Origin of the sequence: Streptomyces sp. NBC_00885, from assembly GCF_045207475.1 — a bacterium.
GTDB lineage: Bacteria > Actinomycetota > Actinomycetes > Streptomycetales > Streptomycetaceae > Streptomyces.
Genome location: NZ_CP108796.1, coordinates 8450091 through 8474885 on the forward strand (window position 1 = coordinate 8450091; position 24795 = coordinate 8474885).

Sequence of the window (24795 nt, forward strand, 5' to 3'; positions counted from 1 at the left end):
CAGCGGAGTCAGCGCACCCGGGGCCGGTCTTACGGACTGCTCCCCGTGAGTGTTTCCAACCCCTGCCACGCCAGTGTGCAACGCCTTTCCGCGCGGTGCCGAACGGCAGCCCGCCCAGCGGCACTCCGCAGTACCCGACCTTCCGCACCACTGGCCGGCAAGGATCCCCTCGTACACCCCCGGTGCCCCGCATGCCGTCCGCGCCGCCCGGTTCCGCCCGCTCGAAGCGGAGCGCTGCCACTCGCCCGTTCGCCGTCGACAAGAGGTCAATAAATGTCTGTTTAATTATGTTATGGGAGTCCGTGGCCACGGCAGGTGGCGTACCGAGGACATGTGAGCTGGGAGGCTGTCGGAGATGGGCGAACCAACGCGCCGCGATGTGCTCAGGGGGACCGAGGCGCTCGACGGGGTGACGGAGGCGGCGACGCAGACGCAGGACGGCGTGGTCGACGTTGCGGTCATCGGCGCTGGAGTCTCCGGGGCGTACGCCGCCTGGCGGCTGCTCGGCCCGGAAGCCGAGCGCAGCAGCGTGCTGGAGGATCTTCGGCGACGTCGCCGCGGTCCCCTCGTAGTGGGCCTGTTCGAGAGCAGCGAGCGCGTCGGCGGCCGCCTCTTCTCGGTAACGCCGCCCGGTATGCCACATTTGCACGCCGAGCTCGGCGGGATGCGTTACCTGAGCAACCACCCGGTAGTGGCCGACCTCGTGGGCCATCTCGGGTTGCCGTCAACACCCTTCCCGGTCGACGAGCCGAAGAACCTCGCCTATCTGCGCCAACGCCGCTTCGCCCTGCCCCAATTCGCCGATCCGGAGGTCGTGCCTTACGACCTGCCGGCCGCGATCCGGGGCAAAACGCCGGACGAGGCGCTCCTGTCTGTCATCGAGCGCTACATCCCCAACGCCGCCTCCATGGACCACCAGGCCTGGGACAAGGTCAAGGCGACCGTGACGGCCGACGGCCGACAGCTCTACGACGTCGGGTTCTGGAACCTGCTGCTCGACGCGGTTGGGCAAGAGGGGTGGAAGTTCCTCGACGACGGCTTCGGCTACGGCGCGGTGGTGGCCAACGTCAACGGCATCGAGGCTATGGAAGCGTCCGTGGCGGACTTCGTCGGCTCCCCGCCGCCGAACTACCTGATCCTGCGCAACGGCTACCAGACGATGCCCGAGGAGCTCGTCAGGCAGTTCGTGGCCGAGGGCGGGAAGGTCCACCTGCACCACCAGGTGCGACGGATCGACCGGGAGACGGTCGACGGCGAGGAGGTGCTGAGACTTGCCCTCTCCGTTTGGCCCGCGGGCCGGCCGCTCACGGTCCGGGCGCGCCATGTCATTCTGGCGATGCCTCAGCGCTCGATCGAGCTGCTGGACCCGGACTCCTTCCTCTTCAGCAGCGACCAGTTCCTGTCCGACCTCGGCTCGATCATCCCGCGGCCGGCCTCCAAGCTTTTCCTCGGCTACGACCGGCCGTGGTGGGAGGATCTCGGCCTGCGGGCCGGCCGCTCGGTCACCGACCTGCCGCTGCGCCAGGTCTACTACTGGGGTGTCGAGGGGGACCAGGCCGGGGCCGATCCCGCCAACCGCAATGCCCTGCTGCTGGCCTCCTACAACGACATCGACGACGTGGAGTTCTGGAACGAGCTCCTGCCGCAGCCGAACCGCCTTGCCCCGGTTGCGCAGACCCGGCCGCCACGGCCGATGGACGCGGCGGCGCCGGGGAGGCTGGTCGACGAGGCCCAGCGCCAGCTGCGCGAGCTTCACGGCCCCGACGCCCGCATCCCCGATCCGACGGCGGCCTACTTCCAGGATTGGGTGCAGGACCCCTACGGAGCGGCCTACCACTTCTGGCAGGTGGGGGCGAAGAGTTGGGAGGTCATGCCGCGGATGCGCCACCCGCTTCCCGACGCCAACCTGTACGTCTGCGGATCCGCGTGGTCGACCGGGCAGGGCTGGGTCTACGGCGCGCTCACCCAGGCCGAGTTGATGCTGGAGGAGCACTTCGGCCTGGCCCGTCCGACGTGGCTCTCGTCAAGCGTCTACCTCGGCTCGTAAGCCGCCGAGGCAGCAGCCGGTCAGGACATGACCGGTCGTCGCGCAGTCTGGCTCCTGGCCGCAGGCGAGATGCCCGGATCGTGCGCCCCGACGGGAGACCTGCGGTGGGCGCGGTGCGGGCCTCTTCGACGCAGCGTCGGGGGCCCGCCCTCCCTCCACGGCCGGGAGACGGCGAGGGAGCAGCCCGTTCCCAAGAGCGCAGTCCTGTCAAGACGACGAAGGCCATACGCGGGATTGCCCCGGGCGCCCGGAGTAATCGCGCACCTCACCCGTTAAGCATCGCGAGCACCATGGGATCGGAATTCAGAGCCCGCTCCCCCCTTTTTCTCGCGAATGGAGTAGTCCGGCATGCCCCTCGACCTCGCAAACAAATCGCCGATCGGCCCGAAGGACGCCTTTTCCGACCTTCCATCCGACCTCGACAGGTACCTGAGGGACATCCAGGGCAACATCCTCAAGAGTCATGGACGTGACCACAGCCAGCACCTGTTCATCCAGTTCACCGAGCCGGCCGAAGCCCGAAAATGGCTCGGCTCCATGGCAGGCCGTGTGACATCGGCATCGAAGCAGTGGAAGGACTCACTGCAGCGCCGCAAGATCTTCGCCGAAGCGGAGAAGCAGTCGTATCCGGCCGCCTGGCGCGAGGCACAACTCACCGAGCGGGCGAGCGACATTTTCATCAACGTGCTGATCTCGAAGAAGGGGTACGACAAGCTGGGCACACCCGCGGGGCAGATTCCGCAGGACGCGGCATTCCAGCGCGGTGCGCAGAACAAGGAGACGACCAGCAAGCTCGGCGATCCGCCGGTATCGGCACCCGCAGGACACGACCAGTGGGAGGCCGGGTTCCAGCAGGATCTGCACGCCCTCGTCATCGTCGCGGACGACAGCGCGGCCAAGGTCGCGCTGGAGGCCGACCGGATCAGCGACGAGGTCGGCAGGAGCGGCGGAAGAATCGCGCACAGGGAGATCGGCACCGTCCTGCGCTACGGGGAGAACGGCCCGGTCAGGGAGCACTTCGGATTCGTCGACGGGGTGAGCAACCCGCTGTTCTACGCCGCGGACGTCGAGAAGGCGAAACCCGTGGACGGACAGTTCCGATTCGACCCGTCGGCGCCGCTGGGGCTGGTCCTGGTCAAAGACCCGGGTGGCGACAAGGAGACCGGGTACGGCACGTATTTCGTCTACCGCAAGCTCGAACAGAACATCGCCCAGTTCAACCACGACAGGTTCGTCCTGGCCACCGCGATCGCCCAGGCCGACGGCCGTGAAGCGGCCAACGAGGCCGACAAGGACTTGGCCGGCGCCTACATCATGGGGCGTTTCCGTGATGGCGCCCCGGTGATGGAGTTCGCCTCGGAGAGCGGGGTCGGCAAGGACATCCCGAACAACTTCGATTACAAACAGGACCCGAACGGCGACAAGTGCCCGTTCCAGGCGCACACCCGCAAGACCAACCCGCGGGGCGATACTGGCAGTCCGCTTGAACGAGACGCCCGCATCGTCCGCCGGGCCATCAGCTTCGACGTCGCCGGAAAAGTCGGCCTGCTCTTTCTGTGTGCTCAGAGCAGCATCCCGAACCAGTTCGAGTTCATGCAGAAGTCCTGGTGCAACGATCCCAAGTTCCTGCGTCCTGAGGTGAGGCCGAATCCGCCGGGTGCTCTGGATACCGGGCTCGACCCGATCATCGGGCAGGGTGAGGTGACAGAACAGGAATGGCCGCAGAAGCACGGCAACAATGAGCGGATCAAGGCCACTCTCAAGCAGTCGGTCACGATGATGGGCGGCGAGTACTTCTTCATGCCCAGCCTGAGTTTCCTCGAGAAGGCCGGCGCATAGAGCGATGCCCCCGCTCCGCTGCAGCAGCGGCAGCAGGCGAAGCGGGCTCCACTCGAGGTTCCGATTGGAGCCCGGCAGGTCTTGCCATCCAATCGCCGACCACCTCGATGAGGCCTGACCGGAAAGAAGCCTCGGAGCGACCGCGCGGAGGGTCTGCCAATCGGGCGGCTCCCTGGATGGTCCGGCAGTGCTCAGGCTGAAGGTGCGATAGGCGCGAACACTGGTGGCCTCGGACGAGCGGGAGGAGTGACCGTGGACGCCCTTGACGCCAAGGAATCCCGGAAAGGCACATCGGCCGGCACAGGCGACCCGGGCGCCCCCGCCCAGGCAGGGGTCATTGGCATCGGGCTCGCTGCCGTGCTGACCTTCGCACTCGCTCAGGGCTCCTGGGAGTGGTTCGCCGCATATATCGGAGTGACGCTTCTCGCGGTGATCTTCTCCGCCTTTCGCCTGCCGCCGTGGACGCCCGTCCTCCGCTCTGCGTACACGCAGAATCTGGTCGCGTACTCGCTGGTGGTGGGCCTGTGCGTCGCGATCGCTCTGGCCCCGATGCTGCAGCGCTCGGCGTGGCTCTTTCCCATGACACGGACCCGCAGCGACTGCCGGGAGGTGGGCAAGTACGAGAGCCTGCGCGCAGAGGCCGCGCTGGCAAACCTCGCCGGTCGCGACAGTGCCGCCCTGGTTTACGCGCAGCACAGCCAGAGCCATGAGGCCACTGCCGACTGCCTGGCAGCCACCACGACCCGGTGGCTGCCACTGTACGGACTCGGGGCGGCCGTGCTGGCGGGTCTGGGAACCTGGTCCTTCGGCCGTACCCGGGCACTGAGGGAAGCGGACCTGGCCCCCCGAACACCTCGTCGTCAGGCCTGAGTAGCTCCACGTCATCGAGCGGGGCAGCGGCGTTTCGCGAGCTTCTTGTAGCAGGTCAGGGCGGCGGCCAGGCCGAGGAAGGCGAGGAAGTGCGAGCCCTTTCGTTCGTATCGGACGGTGAGGCGGCGGTAGCCGAAGAGGTAGGCGATCGACCGTTCGATCTTCCAGCGGTGCCGACCGAGGCGTTCGCCGGACTCGATGCCGGGCCCGCGCGATGCGCGCGACGAGCCCGCGCTCGCGCAGCCAGGCCAGGTGTTCGCCGGAGAAGTACGCCTTGTCCGCGCGGAGTTTGATGGGGCGGCGCCGCCGTGGTCCCCGGTGGGACCGGACGGCGGGTATGCCGCGGATGAGCGGCTTGAGGGCGAGGCTGTCGTGCATGTTCGCGCCGGACACGGCGACGGCGAGCGGGATGCCCTGGGCATCGGACACCACGTGCAGCCTGCTGCTCTTCTTGCCGCGATCGACCGGGTTCGGCCCGGTCAGCGATCCCCCCTTTTTGGCGTGAACGGAGGCCGCGTCGACGATCGCCGAGGTCCAGTCCACCTCGCCCCGGGCCCCGAGTTCGTCCAGCACCGCCCGGTGCAGCTGACGCCACAGGCCGGCCTCGGTCCATACCGTGAAGCGGCGATGTGCTGTGGCGGGCGATGTGCCGAAGGTCGGCGGCAGATGCCGCCAGGCACAGCCGCTGGTCAGCGCGTACACCACTGCCGTGAACACGGCCCGCTCGTCACACGGAGCGGTGCCACCACCGGGGACGAGCAGCGAACGACGGCAGCAACGGGGCGGCCGGCTCACAGAGTTCATCAGGAACCAGACGCTTCGACAGATCAGCACCCACGACGGGCATCATGCAGCACGAACATCAAGTCACGTGAGACAACCTCTAATCCTTGATTGGTGCGGCCGTCCTGGCGGCCTGCTCGATCTTCGCGCAGTAGGCTGCACGGGCTTCCTCGTCGATCTGCTTCTCGTGTTCGGGGCGCAACCCGGTCCGGCCGTCGAGGCCCTCGCGCAGGATATCGGCGTGCCCGGCATGCCGGTTGGACTCGCCGAGGACATGGACCATGATGGCGAACAGGTTCGTGTTGGGACAAGGCTCCGGCCACCACGGCACGTGGCCGGGGGCGTCGAGGGGAAGCTCGTTGATCGTCGCGTCCGAGTGTTCCCACGTGCGCCGGTAGAACCCGATGATCTGATCGCGGGTCTCGTCCTCGGTCGCCCACAGATCGCTGCCGTTGGAGTCCTGCCACCGGGGCAGCGGTTCCGGGGAAGGGCGGTCGAAGACCTCGCCGAAGTACCTGGCCTCGACGGTGGCCACGTGTTTGACGAGGCCGAGGAGGTTGGTCCCGGTCGCTGTCAAAGGTCGGCGGGCGTCGTATTCGGACAAGCCGTCGAGTTTCCAGAGCAGCGCCTTGCGGTCCCGCCGCAGTCTCCCGTGCAGGTTGTCTTTCGCGAATTCATCGATCATGCGGCATGAGCCTGCCATGGGCTGCTCGTGGTCTCAAGATCCCGTACGTGGTCCGCAACGACTGGCAGAGCCGAGGCCTGGCCATCGCCGCCGCCCTGACTTGCTACAAGAAGCTCGCGAAACTTGCCACGTGAGACAACCTCTAAGGCTGGCGTGGCTGGCGTAAACGAACGCGGCGGCAACGCGGAGTCTCCAATGGCAACGTAGAGGTCACCGATGAGGGGGGCGGGCATCGGTGATCTCCTTCTGTGCCCAGTCGGGCAGCGTCTTGATGTCGGCCTCGCCCCCTGCTGCGTCGGCGCGCCTGGGGCCGGACTGCTGGCCGGCCGGGTCCTGTCCGCCGGTACCGTCGCCGCCCTGCTGTCCGCCGTCGCCTGCCTGCTGGCCGGTACCGGCGGCGCCTTCCGCGGGCCGTCCCGCTGGTCCATCTCGGCGCCGATCCCCAGCAGTTCGTCGCCGGTCGCGTACTGCATCGCCCACGCGAGTTCGTCGTCGGTCACGTCGGAGTCGCCGAGCAACTGCCCGCCGGGGAACAGGCGGGCGAGCAGGTCGCGGTGGGCGGCCTCGGCGGCGATCAGGGCGAGCGTGCCCGGATCGGCTCCACGGGCGCGGGCGGCGACGTCGTGGTCGGACAGGCCGACCAGGGCCGGCATTACGCCGGGCAGGCGTCCGGGCCGGCGTACGCGGCCCGTTCCGGCCCGCCATCAGCCCGTCGGCTGGTCGAAGATCACCGCGGCGCAGACGCTGTACTGCGGCACGTGATCAAGAGCTGAACATCGGCGCTGGAAGGGTACTCTTCCAGCGCCGCCGGCCTCCCTGGAGTGACGGCTCACCCTGAGCCCACGTCATGGGCTCATGAGGAGGTCGGCGGTGACTGGACACAGGATGGAAGGATTCACCAACTGGCCTGGCTGCAGGCAGGGGTTCTTACCGACCCCCCGCGTCCCGGCCTTCCCGCCCGCCCGATCGTCCTGGTGTTGTCCGAGACATTGGCCCGCGTGGGTACGGTGACGTTCACCGACTGCACGCCCTGCTGCCGTTGCAGGCGGCCGCGCGCAACACGGCCTTTCACCAGACCTAGTTGGCGCCCTGGTTCGACCTGCCGGATCCGGATGCCCGGCACGAGGTGGTGCTGACTGTCTCCAGCCGTCCTGGGTGGGGCGCAGTGGTCGAGGATGATGCGGTAGCCGTGTGCGAGGCGGTGCGGGAGATGGGGCAGAGGGCTGTGGAGTCTCCACGTCCGTGGCGCAAAGCGGTCTGCCGGGATTGGACCTTGACCTCGGCCGTGTGGTGCATGCCGAAGGGATGCGCGAGGTATTTCGGTTGGGCTGCCGTACGCGGGAGTGGTCGCCGGACATTGCGGTGGCTGCTGGAGATGGTCGCAGATGGTTTGCGTGGGGTGGGGCGGTTGGCGCCGGTGGTGGTGACGGCCTCGCTGGCATCCTCACCGGCGTAGTCTCCGCCAGCACCGGTGGCAGCCGCGGCAGTGGGCGCGGATAGAGCCGTTGCTGCCCGACCGGACGCCGAGGCGGGGCGGGCGGTGGCGTGATCACCGTCAGGTGATCGACGCCATCGCGGGTCGCAGTGGGTGCACCTGCCCGCCGAGTACGGCTCGTGGAAGGTTGTCTATACCCGGCTGCGAAAGTGGGCGATCAACGGTACCTGGGAGCGGGTGTTCACTGCCCTGCTCACCCGGGCCGATGCCGAGGGCGAGTTGGATTGGGTTGTCGCAGTGGACTCCACGATCGTGCGTGCCCACCAGCATGCAGCCGGGGCCCGCAAAAAAGGGGGCCCCGGCCGGCGAGCCCGCCGACCATGCCGTCGGGCGCTCCCGCGGTGGGCTGACCACCAAGGTTCACTTGGCGGCGGATGGGCGTTGTCGGCCGCTGTGCTTCGTCCTCACGCCTGGCCAGGCCGGTGACGCGCCTGCATTCGAGCACGTCATGGCTGGCCTGCGTGTTCCCAGGGAGGTCGGCCGCCCGCGCACTCGCCCGGTGAGGGTGCTGGCCGACCGCGCCTACTCGTCCCGGGCCATCCGCGAGCACCGCCACCTCGACCAGGCCGGCCTCGGCGCATAGGCCGAGCACCTGGCCGAAGAGGTCAGCGAGGGCCTCCTGGTGGCGGACCCGGAAGCGGGCGATCGTCGCGTGGTCGGGGCCTGGTTTGCGCAGATCGCCTTGAAGGCGACGTTCTCGCGGCAGCGGCGCTCGATCCCGCGCGAGCTTCGCTCGCCGACGCAGTAGGAGCGGCGAGCAGGGTGAGCATCGTCTTCGGCTCGTAGGCAGCCCGGCCGTGCCCGGCGGAGCGATAGGCGCCGTAGAAGGGCTCGAGGTGGAGCTGCTCGATCGCCTCGATCACGAACCAGGCGAGGTGGTCCTCGGGCAGCCAGTCGCGCAGGTCAGGGGGCTACAGGGGTGCAGCAGCGGTTGGTCTCGACCGCATGTGAGGATGTTCTGTGGCATGCCCCGATGGTCCAAAACGGCCTGGACAGCCAAGGTTTGTGCGACAGCCTCCTTGAGAATCAGGTGCCAGAGTTGTCGACGAATCCCACGATATCGAGGTATTCGATTTTAGGCGGGACGCCATAAATCCCCGTCACCTTGTCGACGAGTTCCTCCGTGAAGAAGGCGCGGCCTTTCTCCTCGTCATCCCACACGTAGAAGTTCCTTGCCTGAACGCCGTCTTCGTCGAGCATGAAGCTCTTGAAGCGAAGACCGGCCATGCCTTCGAATGGTCCTCGGAGTTCCCCGGCAATCTTTGCGAGAGTTGAACGATCGATCTTGTCGGTCTGCGTGAAAGTCACGAGCACGCCGATCATCGGGCCTCCTATCAATCGAGTGATGCTAGCGGCGGATCCTAGTACACGCGGGCGGAAATTCTGGTTCGTCAGACCGCGAGTCGGAGGTGCGGCTCGCGGTCGGCGATGCAGGCCAGGAGCGCGTCGAGCTTTTCGTGCGTGAACGCCTGCTCGAGCGGGCGGGCGATTTTGCAATGGAAGGACACCTGCCTTCCCCCGTGCCCCGGCGGCCGGGCAATAGCCCTGCCTCCCCGATAGGGCTTGCTGATCCGGAAGAAGCGGCCGAGGTCCTCGCCGGCCGGGACGAGGATGGCGCACGCTGTGGCGGTCTGGTGGAAGTGAGCGGATCTTCCGGGCGACCCGCCTGAGCCGGCCCGCGCCTCCGTGAGGTAGTGGGGCAGCGATTGCCTGGTCGGCTTGCAGGGCGGCATGCCATGATCACACCTCAAGGGGGGACGAGCCGTGGAAATTTACAGCGACTGGTTGATCGGCTTGACGGCGCTGCTGATCGCTCTCTGTGGAGTGGCTGCACTCGGTTGGGGCTGGCTGCCGTCATGGCGGCGTCGGGCCATTGACCGCCCGCGCCTGTTCGGCTGGGCGCAGCTCACGAATGCTGCCGCGCTTGTCGTCCACCTGGGTGGTGACTTGCTGATCCAGGACCCATACGTTCGCTCCACAGTCACCATGTCCGGCGCGTGGGTACTGGTGCTCGGCTGTCTGTTGAACGTGCAGTCTGTGCGCCCGCCGCGAAACCGCTGGAGCCACACCACATCCCGAGCCGTCATCCATCCTGGAGCCGGCGCCGGACTGTCAGAGAGCACCAGCGCCGAGGTCCAGGTCAGACATGAGAACGGGTTCTGACAACCGATCCAAGATCTACGGCAGTTCGGCCGCCCGCTTCCCGGTCATCCTCCGGGGAAGGACCTCTATCAGACGGAGCACGGTCGTACGGAGGACCGGAGATGTCCCATCAGGCCGATGCGATCACGAGTCGTCACGACTTTCCCTGGTCTGGTCCTTGCCGGACTCCGGTGTTCTGGGAACGCCTGCGTACGGGCTCGGGGCTGAGGCGAGATCGATGGTGTCGGCGCTTCTCAGCCCAGGTTGAGGATCGCGGCTTTGCTGGGTACGCCTTGGGCGTTCAGTGCGAAGAGGAAGTACGTGCCTGGCAGTGCGACGCCCGGGTCGGCCGGCACGGTGACCTCGTATGTCCGCGTGTCTGTCTGACGGGGGGTGAGCGGGACGCGGCGCTGGTCGTTGTCGGTGGAGTGGGTCGCGGCGCCGGCGCGGACCAGCGCGAAGGAGGTGACGGCGGTGTCGGTGGTGATCGTGAGTTTCGTCCCGTTGGCCGCGTGGGCCGGGACGCCGCCGGTGATCTGGGGCCGGGTTTTCTCGGTGCCGTCGGTGTTGAGGAGGTAGGGCGGGGTGAAGATCGCCCCGTCGGGGTGGTTGGTGGCGCAGGCGCCGCACAGGCCGCCGCCGCCGCTGAATATTCGGCCGTCGGGCAGCAGGTTGGCGACGCTGTGGTAGTTGCGCGGCACGGCCATTGCTGCCATGCGGGTGAACCTGCCGGTGGCCGGATCCCAGATCTCCGGGGTCATGGCTGATGTCGCGTCGCTGAAGGGGACCGGGTAGGACTGGCCGCCGAAGACGGCGACCTTGCCGTCCGGCATCACGACGCTGTTGGCGAACGAGCGTGCGTGGGCCAGGTCGCCGGTGCGGGCGCTGACCGGCTTGCCGCCCCCGTTGAGGTCGACGGTGTAGGCGCGCCGGGTGGCTTTGACGTTCTCGTACGCGGTGGCGCCGCCCAGGGTGAGCAGCTTGCCGATGTCGTACGCGACGGCGTTGCCGTTCATCGCGTCCGGGCTGTCGGCGCGGGTGCCGGCTGCGGTGATGCTGCCGTCTCCGGCGGTGGATATCCAGTTGAGCTGCTTGCTGGGACCCAGCTGCAGCACGCGCCCGTTGGAGGTGGCGTGCAGCCACTGATGGTTGTCGGCGCGGTAGGGGCCGCGCGGGTCGGCCGTCATGGTCGTGGTGACGGGGACGCCGCCGAGCTTGCGCCACGTGCCGCTGGCGGAGGACCAGACTTCACCGCCCTTGCCGCCGTTGCCGCCGCTCCAGGATCCGCCGAGTACGAAGGCGTCACCGGTGGACAGCAACGTCATCGCCTGATAGCCGCGTGCGATGTTCATGTCCGCAGTAGAGGTCCACTCGCCGGTCGCCGGGTCGTACACGCTGGCGCGCTGTGCGTTGGAGCCGCCGGTGACCAGGACCCGGCCGTCCTTGAGGACTGCTGTGCCGGGGCAGAACATGTCGTGCCCGGTGTTGTCCACCCGGCGCTGCGTGATGCGGCCGGTGGCCAGGTCCATGATCGCGGTTTGCGTATAGCCGTTGCTGCCGCCGAAGCGGTCGGTGCCGTACGCGGACCACGCGAGCAACTTGTTGCCCGGCAGGACCGCGGTGGCGACAGGGACCAGCGGGAAGCCCATCACCTTGCCCCACATGCCGTGGGCGGCCGGGTCGGCGGGAGCGCTGAGGCGGATCTCGGCCGCCGAGGACCACGGCCCGCGGCCCCCCGCCTCGGTGGTCGCGGTCAGCCGGATGTAGCGGGCGGTGACGGTACGCGTGAACGTGGCCCCTTTCGGGGTGTCGTCGTCCTTCCAGGTTCCGCTCGCCACCGGGGTGCTGAAGGAGGTGCCGTTGGAGCTGGTGGTGACCGTGTATGCGCCGATCCGGCCGTTGGCGCCGGTGCGGCGCGGTTCGTAGGAGAGGGCGGAGACACGGCGGGCTGTTTTCATGTCGATGGTGATGCTGTGCGGCAACGGCGTGGCCGTGGGTGTCCACTTGCTGTGCCACATGGTGGTGGGGTCGCTGTCCAGGGCGCGGGCGGGACTGTGGTCGCCCTTCGCCGTCTCGTGGTCGCTTGCGGTCGCCGTCCAGCCGTCACGGGGCAGGTCGACCACGGCTGCGGTGGTGCCCGGATCGCCGAGCAGGTTGATCTCGGCGGCGCTGGTCCACGGCCCGCGGTTGCCGGCCTCGGTGGTCGCGGTCAGCCGGATGTAGCGGGCGCCTTTGGGCGCGAAGCTCAGGGTCTTGACGGTGTTGTCGTCGGCCAGGGTGCCGGTGGCCACCGCCTCCCCCCACGCGGTTCCCTCCGCGCTGAGGTGGATCGCGTACTCGCCGATCCGGCCATTGATGCCGGTGGCCCGGGGCTGGTACACGAGTGCGGAGACGACCACCGTCTTGTGCATGTCGATGGTGATGGTGTGCGGCAACGGCGTGGCAGTGGGCGTCCATGCGCTGTGCCACATGGTGGTGGGGTCGCCGTCCAAGGCGCGGGCGGGGCTGTGGTCGCCCTTCGCCGTCTCATGATCGCTCGCGGTCGCCGTCCAGCCGTCGCGGGGCAGGGTCGGCGCGGCGGGCTCCATCGCAACGGCGGGAGCAGCCTGGTGATGCGGAGCGGGCGGCGGGACTGTCGGATCCGCCGCCGGCAGCGCGCGCCCCGGCCCGGCGCTCGCGCGGCCGCCGAGGACGAGGAGGGGGACGAGAGCGGCGAGGACAGCGGTCAGGGGCAGCAGTATCAGACCCCGGGATCTGAACCGGGACCATCGGCTCAGACACCACAGCGCAATGCCACGGATCATGACGTCGTCCCCCCACGGACAGGGCGCCGCCTCCCCAGCCACGCCACTAGGGACCTGACCATGGCACCAGGCCCCAGGCTTGTAAAGACTCTTGTCATAGCCGCAGCCACGACGTAACGGGCGCCAAACGGCATACGTTGCGAGCAGATTCAGCCCGTTCCGGGCCGCGGTCCGGCCACCACGACAGTCCGCTACATGAATCGGATCCCGGTGACCACCTGCCGCTGCCGGGGGCGGCGAACCGCTCGCCGCACCCGTGGAGATCCCACGGCCAAGTCCACGCGGGGCCGAGCTGCCGTCGAGTCCGGGGGAGAGCCGTTTGCTACCGGCCGGTAGGCTGCCGGTCGCCAAAGAGAGGGAGGGTTACAAATGCCAAGCCGCTTACCGTCGTTGCGCTCGGTTCCGCTGATAACGCTCATCATGACCGCCGTGTTCATGCTGCCGCCGCTGCTGAGCTCTTCCGCCGCCGCATCCCCGGTCTCGGACGCACCGTCCGGCACCGTACGGCAGGGGCAGGGGCAGGGTTGCGGGGAGTTGCGGCTGGCGGGCCAACTGCCCGCGCCCCCGGCCGGGATGGCTGCCCGGCAGGAGGTCAGTGTCGGCGATGGCTGCAAGCTGGACCTGGGCCCGGTCCGCTTCGTACCCGCCCCGGACGCGCGGCGGCACACGGCGGCGGGCAGCCGGGAGCTGCGCACCTGGTCGGAGATGTACGACTGCTGCGGGATCCTGATGACCGCGTTGTACACCACCACGACCTGGGCAAACGTCGACGGCGGGGTGCGCGAGGTCAACACCACCGCGCGGCACTACTGGAACCGAGAGCCGTGGGACGCAGGCTGGTCCCTCGCGGGCACGAGCCATAGTGTGGATTGCCACGCTGCCTGCCCAAGTGCCCGCGCCGCCGCCCACGCAGCGTTCGGCTACCGCGGGATTTTCGACCTCACGGGTGACTGGTACGCCAACGCCCATGACTCCACTGTGCAGCTGAACGGGGACGGCACGGCCTCCTGCCGACTCGACGTGACCTTGCGGCATACCTTCATCGGCTGGCGCTGGGTGCGTGGCTGCGCTTGACGGCAAGTCTGGGCCTGAAGGACTCCAGTCGTCGAGCGAGAGTCGCGACGATGTGGACGGTGTCGGTCGCATGTCGGTGGCTGTCGGTCCGTTGTAGGCGGCGTGTCGGTGGGGTCTGGAACCTTTCACGAGATCCTGCCGGGTGCCCGTCCGGCAGGCCTGCGACAGCAAGGAACCACCATGACCACTGACGTCACGATCATCGGTGCCGGACTCGGGGGCCTTACGCTCGCCCGCGTCCTGCACATCCACGGCATCCAGGCCACGGTCTACGAGGCGGAGGTCTCTCCAACGGCGCGTGCGCAGGGCGGGATGCTCGACATCCACGAGGACAGCGGACAGCCTGCTTTGCAGGCGGCCGGCCTGATGAACGAGTTCCGTAGCCTCATTCTGGGGGGACGCCAGGCGATACGGGTTCTCGACCGGGACCGGACCGTCCTCTTCGACCATGCCGATGACGGTACGGGTGGCAACCCCGAGGTGCTGCGCGGCGAGCTGCGGCAGATGCTCCTCGACTCGCTCCCGGCCGGCACCGTCCGGTGGGGCCACAAGGCCGGCGGTACCCGTGCCCTCGGTGAGGGCCGCCACGAGGTGACCTTCGCCGACGGCACCACCGTCACCACCGGCAGCCTGCTGGTCGGCGCGGATGGCGCGTGGTCCCGAGTCCGGCCACTGCTTTCCGATGCGGCACCCGAGTACATCGGCATGTCGGGCGTCGAGACCTACCTGTTCGACGCCGACACCCGGCACCCGGCCAGCGCGAAAGCGGTCGGCGGCGGGTCGCTGTTCGCGCTCGCGCCGGGAAAGGGATTCCTGGCTCACCGGGAGGTGGGCGGCACCCTGCACACCCACGTGATGCTCGCCCGGACGCGGGAGTGGTTCGCGAACATAGACTTCGCCGATTCCGCCGCGGCAACCGCAAGGATCGCGGCCGAGTTCGACGGCTGGGCACCGGAACTCACCGCGCTGATCGCGGGCGGTGACACCGCACCGGTCCTGCGGCCCCTCTACGCCCTGCCCATCGCGCACCGGTGGGAGCGGGCGCCGGGGGTGACCCTGCTCGGCGACGCCGCCCACCTCTCGCTCCCCAACGGCGAGGGCGCCAACCTGGCCATGTACGACGGCGCCGAGCTGGGCAAGGCCCTCGCCGCGCACCCCGAGGACGTCGAGGCCGCGCTCACCGAGTACGAGCAGGCCATGTTCCCCCGCAGCGCCGCGGCCGCCACCGAAGGAACCCAGGTCCACGAAATGTTCTACGGAGCAGGCGCACCCCACAGCCTGATCAACATGTTCACCGGCCACGGGCAGACCCCGTGAGACGCCGGCCGAGGGCACCCCGGTAGCTGGCACCGACTGCTCGGGCGCCTCACCTACTGAGGGTTGAGAAAGGGGCACTTACTGCCCCGGCGCACGATCTGCGGCAGCCTCTGCCGTCTACGTGCGCAGGCGGACAGGCTCAGCCACCACACCCCTTTCTGGCTCTATGGGCGCCAGTCCGCCTCCAGGTCATGGGAGTCGGTCTTGGTGAGCTGTGCCAGTCCGGTGCCGTCGGCCCGTACCAGGTAGAGGTGTTCGGGGTCCGCGTCGTCGGTACCGCTTCTGGTGAAGACCAGGCGGCTGCCGTTCGGGGACCACGAGGGGTTCTTGTCGTTGAGGCGTGCCGCGGTGATGCGGTGCAGTCCGGTGCCGTCGGGGCGGACGAGGTAGAGATGGGCGAAGCCCGAGGAGTCCACGCGGCTGAAGGCGATCCGGTTGGTGTGTGACCAGTCGGGCGTCCAGTCGTGGGAGCCGGCCCCGGTGACCGCCGTCTGGGCCAGCGTGGACAGCCGGATCCGCATCACCCTGCTGTGTCCGCTCGCGTCCGCGCGGTTGAACGCCAGGTACTTGCCGTCCGGGGACCACGTCGGGTGGAGGTCGTCCGCCGCGGTGTGGGTGAGCCGGGTGGCGGGGGTGCCGTCGATGTCGGCCACGTAGATCTCGCGCTGCGTGCCGACCGGCTTGGCGTACGCGATCCGCTTGCCGTCCGGGGACCATGCCGGGTCGGATGCGCCCTTGGTGCCGGGGACGGCCTTCAGGTCGCCGCCCGTGGTCTTCATCGTCCAGATGCCGTCGATGGCGCCACCGGATCCATAGCGGACGAAAGCCACCCGCTTGCCGTCCGGGGACCAGCTGGGCATCACATCGCTGACGGTGGAGGTGTGGGTGAGCTTGACGGGCGTGCCGCCACTGGAGGAGATCGCGTAGAGGTCTTCGATGGGCGCTGCCGCGGTGTAGCGGGCGAAGACGATCGCGTGGTCCCCCGCCGCCCCCGCGTCTCCTGCGGCGCCGAAAGTCAGTGGTACGGCCATGGCGAGCGCCGTGGCGGTAACCGCGGCCCGGCGGCGCCGCGTTGTGCCGTTTCCGCGGGTCCTGCCGATTGCCCTTCCGGCGGCTCTGCCGTTGCGGGTGCGGTGTTGTTGGCGCGTCAAGGTGTCCATCCTGATCCCCCCTGCAGCCCGCTGTGGGCCGCTCCGGCCGGTAAACATCCCACCCGGTGGGGTCTGGGGGAAGCGGCGGCACTTGGCGGTACGAGCCCTGTGACACGTTCCGTACATCGCTGTCACATGCGATGCGCTGCGGACGCACCGCGGCCGATGGCGTGGAGAGGGATTTGCGTCCACACATACACGTGTTGCCGCAGGGTGAGTAGAGTCCGGAATCATCACCCCCGCTTTGAGGAGTCATCGTGCCCGAGTCGGACACCACCACGCTGAAGACCCAGTACGCGGCCAGGGTTGCGGCCGACCTGAATCAGAACACGGCCGAACAAGAGCGAATCCAGGCCGAGATCGAGGCTCTGCAGGCCCAACTGGCCTCGCTTGAGCAGGATCACGAACTCCTGGTCGGTATGCGCTCCGCCTTGGGCGGCGAGACAGCCAAACCCGAGACGGTCCCTGCAGCTCGTCGGGCCGTCAAGAAGCCGGGCTCAACCACGGCGAAGACGACCCGCACATCCTCCGCCAAGAAGACAGCAACGAGGAAGACGGCCGCCAACAAGACCCCCGCCACGGGCCTGGCACAGAAGGGACCCACCCTCACCGACCTCGTACATCAGCACCTGAACGGTCAGACTGAGCCGCGCACCGCTGCCGAGATCGCAAAGGCACTCGCTGAAGCGCACCCTGAGCGCAACATCAACGACAACCTCGTGCGCACCACCACCGAAAGGCTGGTCGCCCGAAGCAAGGTTGTCCGGGCCAAGCAGGGCGCCACCGTGTTCTACACGACTGCCAACAGCGCCGAGAACTCCGCAGCGCTCAAGTCCGTCGAGGCAACGGCCTGATCCGCACAGCGGTCCGCAACAGGCCGGTCTCACAGTCTGCCGCGGTCGTCATGTCGTTGGACCCTCAGTTTTGCAGAGTCAACCTCTGGTCTCCGTGTTCCCTTGGCACCGGCCGATCGGGCCCGGGAGGGGCAGGTAGCATGGCTCGCGCTCGTGTGAAGGTCTACAACCTGTCGTCTCGGGCCAGGGATCAGGCTGATCGCGCCGTCGTCAACGCTGACGCGACCCTCACGGCGCACGACGGAAAGGCTTCAGTCGCCGGAGGGGGACCAGCAGCCGTCCACAAGGAGCGCACAGCGGACACTCAGCCCACGCTCAGCTGCCGTGGGGCGTGGCTCACCTTGTCCTGAGACGGTGGTGCCGGGTGCGGCCGGTCGGCGAGGATTCGACGGATGAATCCGAGGCGAAGGTGCGAGGAGTGCGGGGGAGAGCTGCCCGGCAAGGACCGGCGTACGGAAGGTGAGCCGACGCAGGGCGGCCGGCCGGCCCGCTACTGTTGTGCCGCCTGCCGACAGCGAGCCTTCCGCCGCCGCTCGGCACAGGACAGCACGGGCCGCACACAGCCGCCCGCGGCGGCCGGAGCCTCGACACCGGCCACGCCAGTCCGGGGCGGGGAACTGCCGCGCGCACTCGACTCCTTCGTCGGCCGCAGCCGCGAACTGTCCCGGCTGCGCACCCTGGTGAAGTCGGCGCGGCTGCTGACCCTCACGGGCCCCGGCGGTGTCGGCAAGACCCGCCTCGCGCTGGAATTCGCCGGGAGCATGCGCGGCGGCGCCGACGGCCGGGCCCGGTTCGTCGAGCTGGACTCGTTGCACGACGGCACGCAGCTGCCCGAGGCCGTCGCCACCGCCCTCGGCCTGGGCGAACGCGGCGGCCGCAGCGGCGTCGAGATGCTCGCCCACACCCTGCGCGAACGCTCGATGTTGCTGATTCTGGACAACTGCGAGCATCTGGCCGAGCCGTGCGCACAGCTGGCCGCGGCCCTGCTGAGCCGGTGCCCCCGGCTGCGGATCCTCGCCACCAGCCGCGAAGTGCTGCGGGTTGCGGGCGAGGTGGTGTTCCGGGTCGGTGAACTGCCCCTGTCACCGCCCGCCGCCGAGGATGACCCGGCAGCCGTGCTGCAGGCCGACGCCGTACGGCTCTTCGTGGAGCGAGCCGCCGGCCGCGTACCCGGATTCGCGCTGGACGTCGGCAACGCCCATACCGTGGCGGAGATCTGCCGGCGTCTGGACGGGATGCCGCTGGCCATCGAACTGGCGGCCCGCCGCACCGGAGCCCTTGCGCCGAGCGACATCTTGGCGGGCCTGGACGACCAGCTCGCGCTCCTGACGGACGGCAGCAGGACCGGGCCCGGGCGGCATCGTGAACTGGCCGCGGCAATCGACTGGAGCCATCGACTATTAGCCCCGGAGGAGCAGACCCTCTTGCGACGTCTCGCAGTCCTCGTCGGCGGATTCGACGCCGCTGGCGCGGCCGCGGTCTGCGCCGACGGCGAGGTGCCGCAGAGTGATGTGCTGCGCGTGCTGTGCGCCCTGGAAGCCAAGTCCTTGATCGTACGGCTGCCGGGGAGCGAAGACACCGCGAGATTCAGGCAGTTGAGCGCCATCCGCGCGTACGCACTCGACCGGCTCGCCGACTCCGGCGAACTGCACAGGACCTGGCAGCGGGCCCTGGACTGGCTGACCGGTCTGCTGGAGCCCACCGCCGGCCGGCTCTTCGCCGACCAGATCGGCGGAGCACCGGCGAGGGAACGGGAGAACCTGGCGGCGGCAGTCGCCTACGCCACCGACCGCGACGGCAGGCCGCCCCTCGGGCTGGCCCTCGCGCTGGCACGGGTGCGCTTCCAGCAGGAGCAGCTGACTGCCGCCCGCGCCCTGCTGACCCAGGTACTCGCGCAGGACGACGGCTGCGTGCACGGCGGTGCCGCACTGGCGCTCGCCGCACGCGCGGCTTGCCAGCAGCAAGACCCAGCGGCCGCACTGCACTTCGCGGAGCAGGCGGTGGCGATCGAGCGGCGGCGCGACAACCCCACCGCACTCGCCAACGCCCTGGACGCCCGAGCCGCCGCACTGGTGTGCGGCGGCGAGTTCGCCAGGGCAGTCGCCGACTTCGCGGAGTGCCTGGACATCGTCGCCCCACTCGGCAGCCCCCGCGACACCGCGTCGTGCCGCCACCATCTGGCCTGGGCCCTGTTGCACATCGGCAAGGCGGCGGAGGGCGACGAGCTGATGGCGTCCTGCCTGCCGCTGCTGCGCGGACAGTCCCCTTGGGCCCGGTCCGCGGCCGCTCTGCACACCGCAGGTGCGATCCGGCTGGCCCTGGGCGATGCCGTAGCGGCCCAGGGCCTGTTCGCCGAGAGCCTGCGCAAGGTGCCCGGCGAGAGCTTCCACGCGCTGTATCCACTGGAGGGGCTTGCCGTCGTGGCAGCCGAGCGGGGCCAGACGAAGCGGTCACTGCGGCTGTTCGCGGCCGCTGCGCAGGCGCGCAGGCGGCTGGACACCGAGCCGGAGGCCGAGTGGCGACGGCAGGTCGAGTCGGCGACGGCCCGAGCGACGGCGGCGCTGACCCCGGCGGGACGGGACACCGCGGTGGCCCAGGGACGCGGGATGCGCTGGGAGCGGCTGATCGCGTACGCCCTGCCTGGCAACGACGACCGAGCGACGCCGTCCGTCCGTACGCTCAACGGGCAGTCCCCGCTCACCGGGCGGGAGATGACGGTGGCGGCGCTGGTCGCCGAGGGACTGACCAACCCCGAGATCGCCGCTCGTCTGGATCTGTCGGCGAGCACCGTCTCGACCCACCTCAACAACGTACGGGACAAGCTGGGCATGCGCTCCCGTACGCAGATCGCGCTGTGGGTGGCCGGGCGGGAGAAGCGCCGGGCCGACCCCGCGCACGATTCGCGCCGCGGCGAGGTTTCGTAACGCCGCAAGCCGCCGGTCATCCGATCGATCCGCGCGCCCGCCGCAGCGACCAAGCTGACGCGGAACAGGGCATTCCAAGGACCCGACGGCGTGGATCCGGGCCCTCCCCCCACGGAATGCCCTGCCTGGACAGCAATCCGGCAAGGAGACGCGATGCGGCACGACCACGATGCGTACGGCGAACACACGAGTTCGAGGCGGGCGTTCATCAGAACGAGTTCGGCGGGAATGACCGCCGCCCTTGTGGCGACAAGCGCGGCCGGTGCCGCCATGGCGGCACCGGTGAGCCCGGTGCAGGAGGCACGCGCGGCGGGACGCCCGCTCTCCGTCACGCCCGCCTGTGACGGTCACGAGACCCCGGCGGCGACGGAGGGCCCGCTCTTCAAGCCGCAGTCTCCCGAGCGGACGGACTTCATAACCCCCGCAATCGACGGAGTGCGGCTCGATCTGAGCGGCATCGTCTACGACACCACCTGCAAGCCCCTGCCCGGGTCGCTCATCGAGTTCTGGCAATGCGACCAGAACGGCGACTACGACACCGCCGGCTTCTCGCTGCGCGGACACCAGTACACCAACAGCAGAGGCGCGTTCCGGTTGCGCACGATCATCCCCCGGGACTACTGGGGCCGTTGGGGCCAGCGGGCACCCCACATCCACACCCAGGTCCAGGCCCCCGGCGGACCGGTGCTCGTCACCCAGCTGTACTTCCCCGACGACACCCAGGCGTACGGCCGGGACTTCGCCGCGCTCAACGCCGCGGACCGCCTCCTCAATCGGGCCTGCACGATCACGCTCGCGGGCCCGCAGGGCGGCGGATACACCGGCGCCTTCGACTTCGTCATCCAGACCACGGCCAAGTAGCCGACCGCCGATCACTCGAGGATTTCCGTGATGCATACGAGCAAGTCATCCCGGCGCCTGCACCTGGGTCGTTCGCCGCTGGTGGCGGCGCTGGCCGCAGGCGTCATCGCGGCCGGGGGCCTGGTCGCCGCCGGCACGGGCTGGGCCGGACCCGCGCCCGCAGGCAAGGACGTGGCGGCCGCACCGGCGCGCGTCGCCGGACAGTGGCAGGCGGCCAAGGTCCCGGTGGCCAAGGGCGACATCACCGCCGTGGCCGCGCTCAGCGACAAGCAGGCCTGGTCTGTTGGCTACAGGCTGAAGAGCGACACCGAGCTGGAGGCCCTGGCCCTGCACTGGGACGGCACCTCGTGGACGCGGCAGTCGACGCTGCCGGACGGCAGCTTCCCGCAGGCGCTCGCCGTACGGTCGGCCAGCGACATCTGGGCGGTCGGCGCGACGGCGGCCCACTGGGACGGCACCTCTTGGACCAGGCGCAATCTCGACCGTGACCCCGCGGGCCGGTTGACACCCGACGCGGTGGTGACGACGTCCGACGGGAAGGCATGGACGGCCGGTCGCGCGGTGCCGCAGGGCATCAAGAACGGGGTCCCCGCCATCCAGGCGTGGGACGGGACGGCCTGGCGCCGGCAGACCCTGCCCGACGTCGGCAAGGGCGAACTCACCAGCCTCACCGCCGTCGCACCGGACGACATCTGGGCGGCGGGCACGTCGTTCGCCACCGGCGACGCCGCGGAGACGGCCCTGCTGCTGCACTGGGACGGCACGTCCTGGACACGGGCCGTCGCGCCCACCGCTGCCAAGGACGAGCACCGCTGGCTCAGCGGCATCACCGCACTGGGTGTCAACGACGTATGGGCGGTGGGCGGTTCGACGTCCAAGGCAGGCGACCGCCCCTACGCGGTGCACTGGGACGGCAAGAAGTGGACCGACGTCGCGACACCCGAGATCGCCGACGGCCGGCTTCGAGCCGTCGGCAGGGCCGGGGACGGCAGGCTGTGGGGGGTCGGCGGCAAGGGTGCCGTCTCACTCGCCCTGCGCTTCGACACGCAGCAGCGCCGCTGGGAGAAGGCAGCCGACCCGGGTGTGGTGGTGCGGGGCTTCACCACTGTGCCGGGCACCGCAGACCTCTGGACCGTGGGCATCGCCAAGCAGGGCGACCTCATCCCGGCGGTGACACGCTTCACAGGCTGACCGGCACACCGAACCCGGGCCCGGACCGCATGCACGGTCCGGGCCCGGCGCCATGCGGACGGTCATGCGCGCTCAGACCGCGGCGAGTGCCAACGCCTCGGGTTTTCAGAGCCGTTCGCGGCCGACGACCTCCGCCAACTCTCCGGCGGACTCGGAGGTCAGACGGTAGAACCCCTGCAGACTGACGGAGCGCTCGAGACGGCCGTCTACGACGTACTTCAGACCGCGGGTCTGGCCTCGGCGGTTACGCCACGTGAGCCTCGCCAGAAGATCGCCGGGGATCGGCATGTCGAAGCGTACGGGCGTCGCGTCCACGTGCACGGCAGAGGCGCCGCAGCCACCGGCGCCGAGCATCGACCAGTCTCCGTGCCCGGGAAACGCCGGGTCCTGCCACGTCGCGGGGGCGGTGCCGCAGCATTCGCGCCGCTCCATATCGATCACTCGCATCCGGCTCACCACGAACACGACGCACCGGTTGACGTGCAGCGCGTACACCTCGTCCCCAACGCGGGCGCCCGACCAGGCGGGCAGGGAGGAATGGACGCCGCTGAAGGCGACCGGCGGCCGCTCGCCCACGCGGCCCGTTGTGAGCAGGGCGCGGCGGGTGTCATGGGTCCACAAGACGGTGAAGGCATCAGACATGCCGTGATCCTATGAACGAGGACTGACAACCCTGCCTGGCACAACGCTCGTGGAGCCTTTGCTCCGTGATGACGAGGTGGGTGCCCGCCGGAGTTCTGCGCCATGCGGCGCCCTGTCAGTAGCCGGGCGACGGCCTTCACCACTCGGTCCGAGCCGTCGCCCACATGCACGCCCTCGCTCTGGCCGCGTGTTGGTGCGGGGTGGTGGCCGGGCGCGGGGGTGATGCGAGCACCTTCGATGCTTCTCGGTGCGCAGGGGCTGCCGCTCGTCAGGTCATCCGTCAGAGCTGGCCCCGTCGAGCTTGCAGATTGTCGCGGTGGTTTCCACGCCTTCGTCGTGCAGCAGATGGCGCATGCGGCAGATGTCGACGTAGGCGTCCTCGAGGGGATGCATGGCCAGGCGCGAGAGCGCGGTGGCGTACTTGGCCATCGAGCTCTTGCCCGGGATGAATATCGACAGTTCGTCCCGAGCCTCGAAGATCTGAACCTCAGGGCGCCCGATTCTCAGCCGAGTTGCTTGGCCATGACGACCACACCCGGCCCGGTTTGCTCATCTGCAGGGAGCCGAAGTTCGGCTACCGGGCGCAGTCCAGCCTGCTCGATCAGGTCCACGAGTTGTTCCGGCCGCCATTTGTGTGTCGTCCAACGAACGGGTACACCTCCGTAGGCCTCGGTGCGCACCGCGTCTTCGTCGCCGACGTGTGTTGCGGTGATGAAGTGTCCGCCTGGCTTCAGGGCGCGCGCGAACAGGGCGAGAACCTGAGGCAGGACGTCACGGGGGAGATTGAACAGCGACCACCACCCGAGCACGCCGCCGAGGGACGCTTCACCAAGGTCGAGGTCGGTGACAGAGGCGACGCTGAAGCGGCACTGCGGATGAAGGCGGCGCGCGTTCTCGATCATCCGGGGGGAGAGGTCGACCCCGGACACGTCGAGTCCGCGTTCGGCAAGGTAGGCGGTCACCGTTCCGGGTCCGCAGCCGGCGTCGAGGACAGGCCCGAGCTCGCTCACGGTGTCAGCGAAGGCGTCGATTGATGCCTTCAGCCATGGATGGCAACGGATGTCGCCGAATCCCGTCGTCACCACCATGTGGGCGTAGTTGTCGGCCACCCGGTCATAGGACTCACGGACCACGTCAAGATCGGCTGGGCGTTCGATATGGTGGGCGGGCATCAGCCAATGATAGGACTGCGCGACGGCCTACTGGGCGGCTTGACTGCTGGAGCCGATCGGTGGATGGCAGGACCGAGTTCCTCCGGCGGGGCTCAGATTTGTTGGTCGTTGCTGTGGCGGCCGAGTGCGCGGCCGAAGCGTTCGGAGATGGCCGGCATCAAGCTCTCGCCGTCGGCGGGGCGGTCCAGGCCGAACACGTAGCCGGGGAAGTCCAGGTTCTTCTGCACCGCCCAGATCGCGTCGTGGTCCTGTGGCGGAAGGATGCGTACCGGGTCGCCGACGGCGACCCAGCCGATCGGCACCATCGAGTCGGCGGGCAGCACGGTGCGCAGGTGCACGATGCCGTTGATCCGCACCTCGGAGCGGGTCCCGATCCTTGCTCCGTTGAAGACGCGGCTGCCGGTGGCCAGGAAGGCCTCGTCCTCGACGCGGCAGCCGGTCAGGTACGAGGTGGGGCCCACCAGGACCTGCCGTCCCAGAATCAGCGGATCCCGTCGGGTACCGCGCAGGAGCGCGTTCTCCATCACGAGGCTGCCCTCGCCCAGTTCCACAGGCCCGCCCTCGGCGGTGAGCACCGCACCGAACAGGACCCGGCACCCGGCCCCGACCCGAACGTCCCCGCACAGCGTGGCGGTCGGAGCAACGTAGGCCGTGGGGTGGACCGTCGGCGAACTACCCTCATGAGCGATCAGCATGGCCGCCATCATGCCGCGCCCTGGGGCGCTGGGGAGCGCGCCATTCCGCCATGCACAACCCGCGGACGGGCGGAGGCGATCAGGGGAGGGTCGGGGGCGTCCGACTTCGCCCAACTCCGTTGTGATATGCGTCACTTCGGCTGTCGGGTATCTCGGGTGGTCGGGACCGAGGGGTTCGTTTGCCCTGTTCGGGGCGGCTATATGGACTCAAGTTCGACCCTCGAAATTACGTACCGTTCCCGAGTGTGA

The 24795-nt window shown here is 69.1% G+C and carries 20 protein-coding genes and 2 pseudogenes; 13 read left to right on the top strand and 9 right to left on the bottom strand.

What is annotated here, in order from left to right; all coding sequences use genetic code 11:
- Positions 1 to 355 precede the first annotated feature (355 nt).
- The 3 genes from OHA61_RS38425 (at position 356) to OHA61_RS38435 (ending at position 4756) form a co-directional block, all read left to right on the top strand.
- Positions 356 to 2047: a flavin monoamine oxidase family protein gene (locus OHA61_RS38425; protein WP_406307020.1), complete on the top strand. Its 1692-nt coding sequence runs from the start codon at positions 356 to 358 to the stop codon at positions 2045 to 2047.
- Between the two features lie 348 nt (positions 2048 to 2395).
- Positions 2396 to 3886 carry a Dyp-type peroxidase gene (locus OHA61_RS38430; RefSeq protein ID WP_406307021.1) on the top strand — a complete coding sequence of 497 codons (1491 nt, stop codon included), beginning with the start codon at positions 2396 to 2398 and terminating at the stop codon, positions 3884 to 3886.
- 252 nt (positions 3887 to 4138) lie between these two features.
- Positions 4139 to 4756: a hypothetical protein gene (locus OHA61_RS38435; protein ID WP_406307022.1), complete on the top strand. Its 618-nt coding sequence runs from the start codon at positions 4139 to 4141 to the stop codon at positions 4754 to 4756.
- An 11-nt stretch (positions 4757 to 4767) separates the two neighbouring features.
- On the opposite strand, the pseudogene OHA61_RS38440 reads toward OHA61_RS38435, so the two are convergent.
- Both OHA61_RS38440 and OHA61_RS38445 read right to left on the bottom strand, forming a co-directional pair.
- Positions 4768 to 5594 (bottom strand): annotated as a pseudogene (locus tag OHA61_RS38440) (IS5 family transposase).
- Between the two features lie 45 nt (positions 5595 to 5639).
- On the bottom strand, positions 5640 to 6224 hold the full coding sequence (locus tag OHA61_RS38445; RefSeq protein ID WP_406307023.1) for a DinB family protein: 585 nt from the start codon (positions 6222 to 6224) through the stop codon (positions 5640 to 5642).
- Between the two features lie 5 nt (positions 6225 to 6229).
- Between OHA61_RS38445 and OHA61_RS38450 the strand changes: the two genes are divergently transcribed.
- The 3 genes and pseudogenes from OHA61_RS38450 to OHA61_RS38460 form a co-directional block, all read left to right on the top strand.
- Entirely contained in the window at positions 6230 to 6358 is a 129-nt protein-coding gene (locus tag OHA61_RS38450; protein WP_388056073.1) for a hypothetical protein, read from the top strand.
- Between the two features lie 82 nt (positions 6359 to 6440).
- Positions 6441 to 6986, top strand: coding sequence for a hypothetical protein (locus tag OHA61_RS38455; protein ID WP_406307024.1), 546 nt, complete (start codon positions 6441 to 6443; stop codon positions 6984 to 6986).
- A 734-nt stretch (positions 6987 to 7720) separates the two neighbouring features.
- Positions 7721 to 8299 (top strand): annotated as a pseudogene (locus OHA61_RS38460) (IS5 family transposase); the annotation flags it as partial.
- Positions 8300 to 8745: 446 nt separating this feature from the next.
- Here the strand turns inward: OHA61_RS38460 and OHA61_RS38465 are convergent.
- Positions 8746 to 9042, bottom strand: coding sequence for a hypothetical protein (locus OHA61_RS38465; RefSeq protein ID WP_406307025.1), 297 nt, complete (start codon positions 9040 to 9042; stop codon positions 8746 to 8748).
- 441 nt (positions 9043 to 9483) lie between these two features.
- On the opposite strand from OHA61_RS38465, the gene OHA61_RS38470 reads away from it, so the two are divergent.
- Entirely contained in the window at positions 9484 to 9882 is a 399-nt protein-coding gene (locus tag OHA61_RS38470; RefSeq protein WP_406307026.1) for a hypothetical protein, read from the top strand.
- 233 nt (positions 9883 to 10115) lie between these two features.
- Here the strand turns inward: OHA61_RS38470 and OHA61_RS38475 are convergent, their stop codons facing one another.
- Positions 10116 to 12665, bottom strand: coding sequence for a discoidin domain-containing protein (locus tag OHA61_RS38475; protein ID WP_406307027.1), 2550 nt, complete (start codon positions 12663 to 12665; stop codon positions 10116 to 10118).
- A gap of 420 nt (positions 12666 to 13085) precedes the next feature.
- On the opposite strand from OHA61_RS38475, the gene OHA61_RS38480 reads away from it, so the two are divergent.
- A complete protein-coding gene (locus OHA61_RS38480; protein ID WP_406307028.1) occupies positions 13086 to 13739 on the top strand; it encodes a hypothetical protein in 654 nt (217 codons plus the stop codon).
- Positions 13740 to 13919: 180 nt separating this feature from the next.
- Entirely contained in the window at positions 13920 to 15056 is a 1137-nt protein-coding gene (locus OHA61_RS38485) for an FAD-dependent oxidoreductase (protein WP_406307029.1), read from the top strand.
- A 164-nt stretch (positions 15057 to 15220) separates the two neighbouring features.
- Here the strand turns inward: OHA61_RS38485 and OHA61_RS38490 are convergent, their stop codons facing one another.
- Positions 15221 to 16087 carry a hypothetical protein gene (locus tag OHA61_RS38490; RefSeq protein ID WP_406307030.1) on the bottom strand — a complete coding sequence of 289 codons (867 nt, stop codon included), beginning with the start codon at positions 16085 to 16087 and terminating at the stop codon, positions 15221 to 15223.
- 377 nt (positions 16088 to 16464) lie between these two features.
- Here OHA61_RS38490 and OHA61_RS38495 point away from each other — a divergent pair, with 377 nt between their 5' ends.
- The 4 genes from OHA61_RS38495 to OHA61_RS38510 all read left to right on the top strand — a co-directional run bounded on the left by OHA61_RS38495 (position 16465) and on the right by OHA61_RS38510 (position 22037).
- Entirely contained in the window at positions 16465 to 17061 is a 597-nt protein-coding gene (locus OHA61_RS38495) for a hypothetical protein (RefSeq protein ID WP_406307031.1), read from the top strand.
- A 392-nt stretch (positions 17062 to 17453) separates the two neighbouring features.
- Positions 17454 to 19985, top strand: coding sequence for an ATP-binding protein (locus OHA61_RS38500; protein ID WP_406307032.1), 2532 nt, complete (start codon positions 17454 to 17456; stop codon positions 19983 to 19985).
- Positions 19986 to 20213: 228 nt separating this feature from the next.
- Positions 20214 to 20846 carry a dioxygenase gene (locus OHA61_RS38505; RefSeq protein ID WP_406307033.1) on the top strand — a complete coding sequence of 211 codons (633 nt, stop codon included), beginning with the start codon at positions 20214 to 20216 and terminating at the stop codon, positions 20844 to 20846.
- Positions 20847 to 20876: 30 nt separating this feature from the next.
- Positions 20877 to 22037, top strand: coding sequence for a hypothetical protein (locus OHA61_RS38510; protein WP_406307034.1), 1161 nt, complete (start codon positions 20877 to 20879; stop codon positions 22035 to 22037).
- A gap of 105 nt (positions 22038 to 22142) precedes the next feature.
- Here the strand turns inward: OHA61_RS38510 and OHA61_RS38515 are convergent, their stop codons facing one another.
- From OHA61_RS38515 to OHA61_RS38530, 4 genes are all read right to left on the bottom strand, one after another.
- Positions 22143 to 22679, bottom strand: a complete 537-nt coding sequence (locus tag OHA61_RS38515) for a hypothetical protein (protein ID WP_406307035.1) — start codon at positions 22677 to 22679, stop codon at positions 22143 to 22145.
- A gap of 273 nt (positions 22680 to 22952) precedes the next feature.
- On the bottom strand, positions 22953 to 23108 hold the full coding sequence (locus OHA61_RS38520) for a hypothetical protein (RefSeq protein WP_406307036.1): 156 nt from the start codon (positions 23106 to 23108) through the stop codon (positions 22953 to 22955).
- Between the two features lie 74 nt (positions 23109 to 23182).
- Positions 23183 to 23851: a class I SAM-dependent DNA methyltransferase gene (locus OHA61_RS38525; RefSeq protein ID WP_406307037.1), complete on the bottom strand. Its 669-nt coding sequence runs from the start codon at positions 23849 to 23851 to the stop codon at positions 23183 to 23185.
- A 92-nt stretch (positions 23852 to 23943) separates the two neighbouring features.
- Positions 23944 to 24546, bottom strand: coding sequence for a gamma carbonic anhydrase family protein (locus OHA61_RS38530; protein ID WP_406307038.1), 603 nt, complete (start codon positions 24544 to 24546; stop codon positions 23944 to 23946).
- Between the last annotated feature and the right edge of the window lie 249 nt (positions 24547 to 24795).

Coding starts and splice junctions, on each gene's coding strand:
- OHA61_RS38500 (WP_406307032.1), top strand. CDS start 17,454: ATGAATCCGAGGCGAAGGTGCGAGGAGTGCGGGGGAGAGCTGCCCGGC.
- OHA61_RS38530 (WP_406307038.1), bottom strand. CDS start 24,546: ATGCTGATCGCTCATGAGGGTAGTTCGCCGACGGTCCACCCCACGGCC.
- OHA61_RS38510 (WP_406307034.1), top strand. CDS start 20,877: ATGCATACGAGCAAGTCATCCCGGCGCCTGCACCTGGGTCGTTCGCCG.
- OHA61_RS38450 (WP_388056073.1), top strand. CDS start 6,230: ATGAGCCTGCCATGGGCTGCTCGTGGTCTCAAGATCCCGTACGTGGTC.
- OHA61_RS38515 (WP_406307035.1), bottom strand. CDS start 22,679: ATGTCTGATGCCTTCACCGTCTTGTGGACCCATGACACCCGCCGCGCC.
- OHA61_RS38520 (WP_406307036.1), bottom strand. CDS start 23,108: ATGGCCAAGTACGCCACCGCGCTCTCGCGCCTGGCCATGCATCCCCTC.
- OHA61_RS38485 (WP_406307029.1), top strand. CDS start 13,920: ATGACCACTGACGTCACGATCATCGGTGCCGGACTCGGGGGCCTTACG.
- OHA61_RS38480 (WP_406307028.1), top strand. CDS start 13,086: ATGACCGCCGTGTTCATGCTGCCGCCGCTGCTGAGCTCTTCCGCCGCC.
- OHA61_RS38425 (WP_406307020.1), top strand. CDS start 356: ATGGGCGAACCAACGCGCCGCGATGTGCTCAGGGGGACCGAGGCGCTC.
- OHA61_RS38505 (WP_406307033.1), top strand. CDS start 20,214: ATGACCGCCGCCCTTGTGGCGACAAGCGCGGCCGGTGCCGCCATGGCG.
- OHA61_RS38455 (WP_406307024.1), top strand. CDS start 6,441: ATGAGGGGGGCGGGCATCGGTGATCTCCTTCTGTGCCCAGTCGGGCAG.
- OHA61_RS38465 (WP_406307025.1), bottom strand. CDS start 9,042: ATGATCGGCGTGCTCGTGACTTTCACGCAGACCGACAAGATCGATCGT.
- OHA61_RS38525 (WP_406307037.1), bottom strand. CDS start 23,851: ATGCCCGCCCACCATATCGAACGCCCAGCCGATCTTGACGTGGTCCGT.
- OHA61_RS38475 (WP_406307027.1), bottom strand. CDS start 12,665: ATGATCCGTGGCATTGCGCTGTGGTGTCTGAGCCGATGGTCCCGGTTC.
- OHA61_RS38430 (WP_406307021.1), top strand. CDS start 2,396: ATGCCCCTCGACCTCGCAAACAAATCGCCGATCGGCCCGAAGGACGCC.
- OHA61_RS38490 (WP_406307030.1), bottom strand. CDS start 16,087: ATGGCCGTACCACTGACTTTCGGCGCCGCAGGAGACGCGGGGGCGGCG.
- OHA61_RS38445 (WP_406307023.1), bottom strand. CDS start 6,224: ATGATCGATGAATTCGCGAAAGACAACCTGCACGGGAGACTGCGGCGG.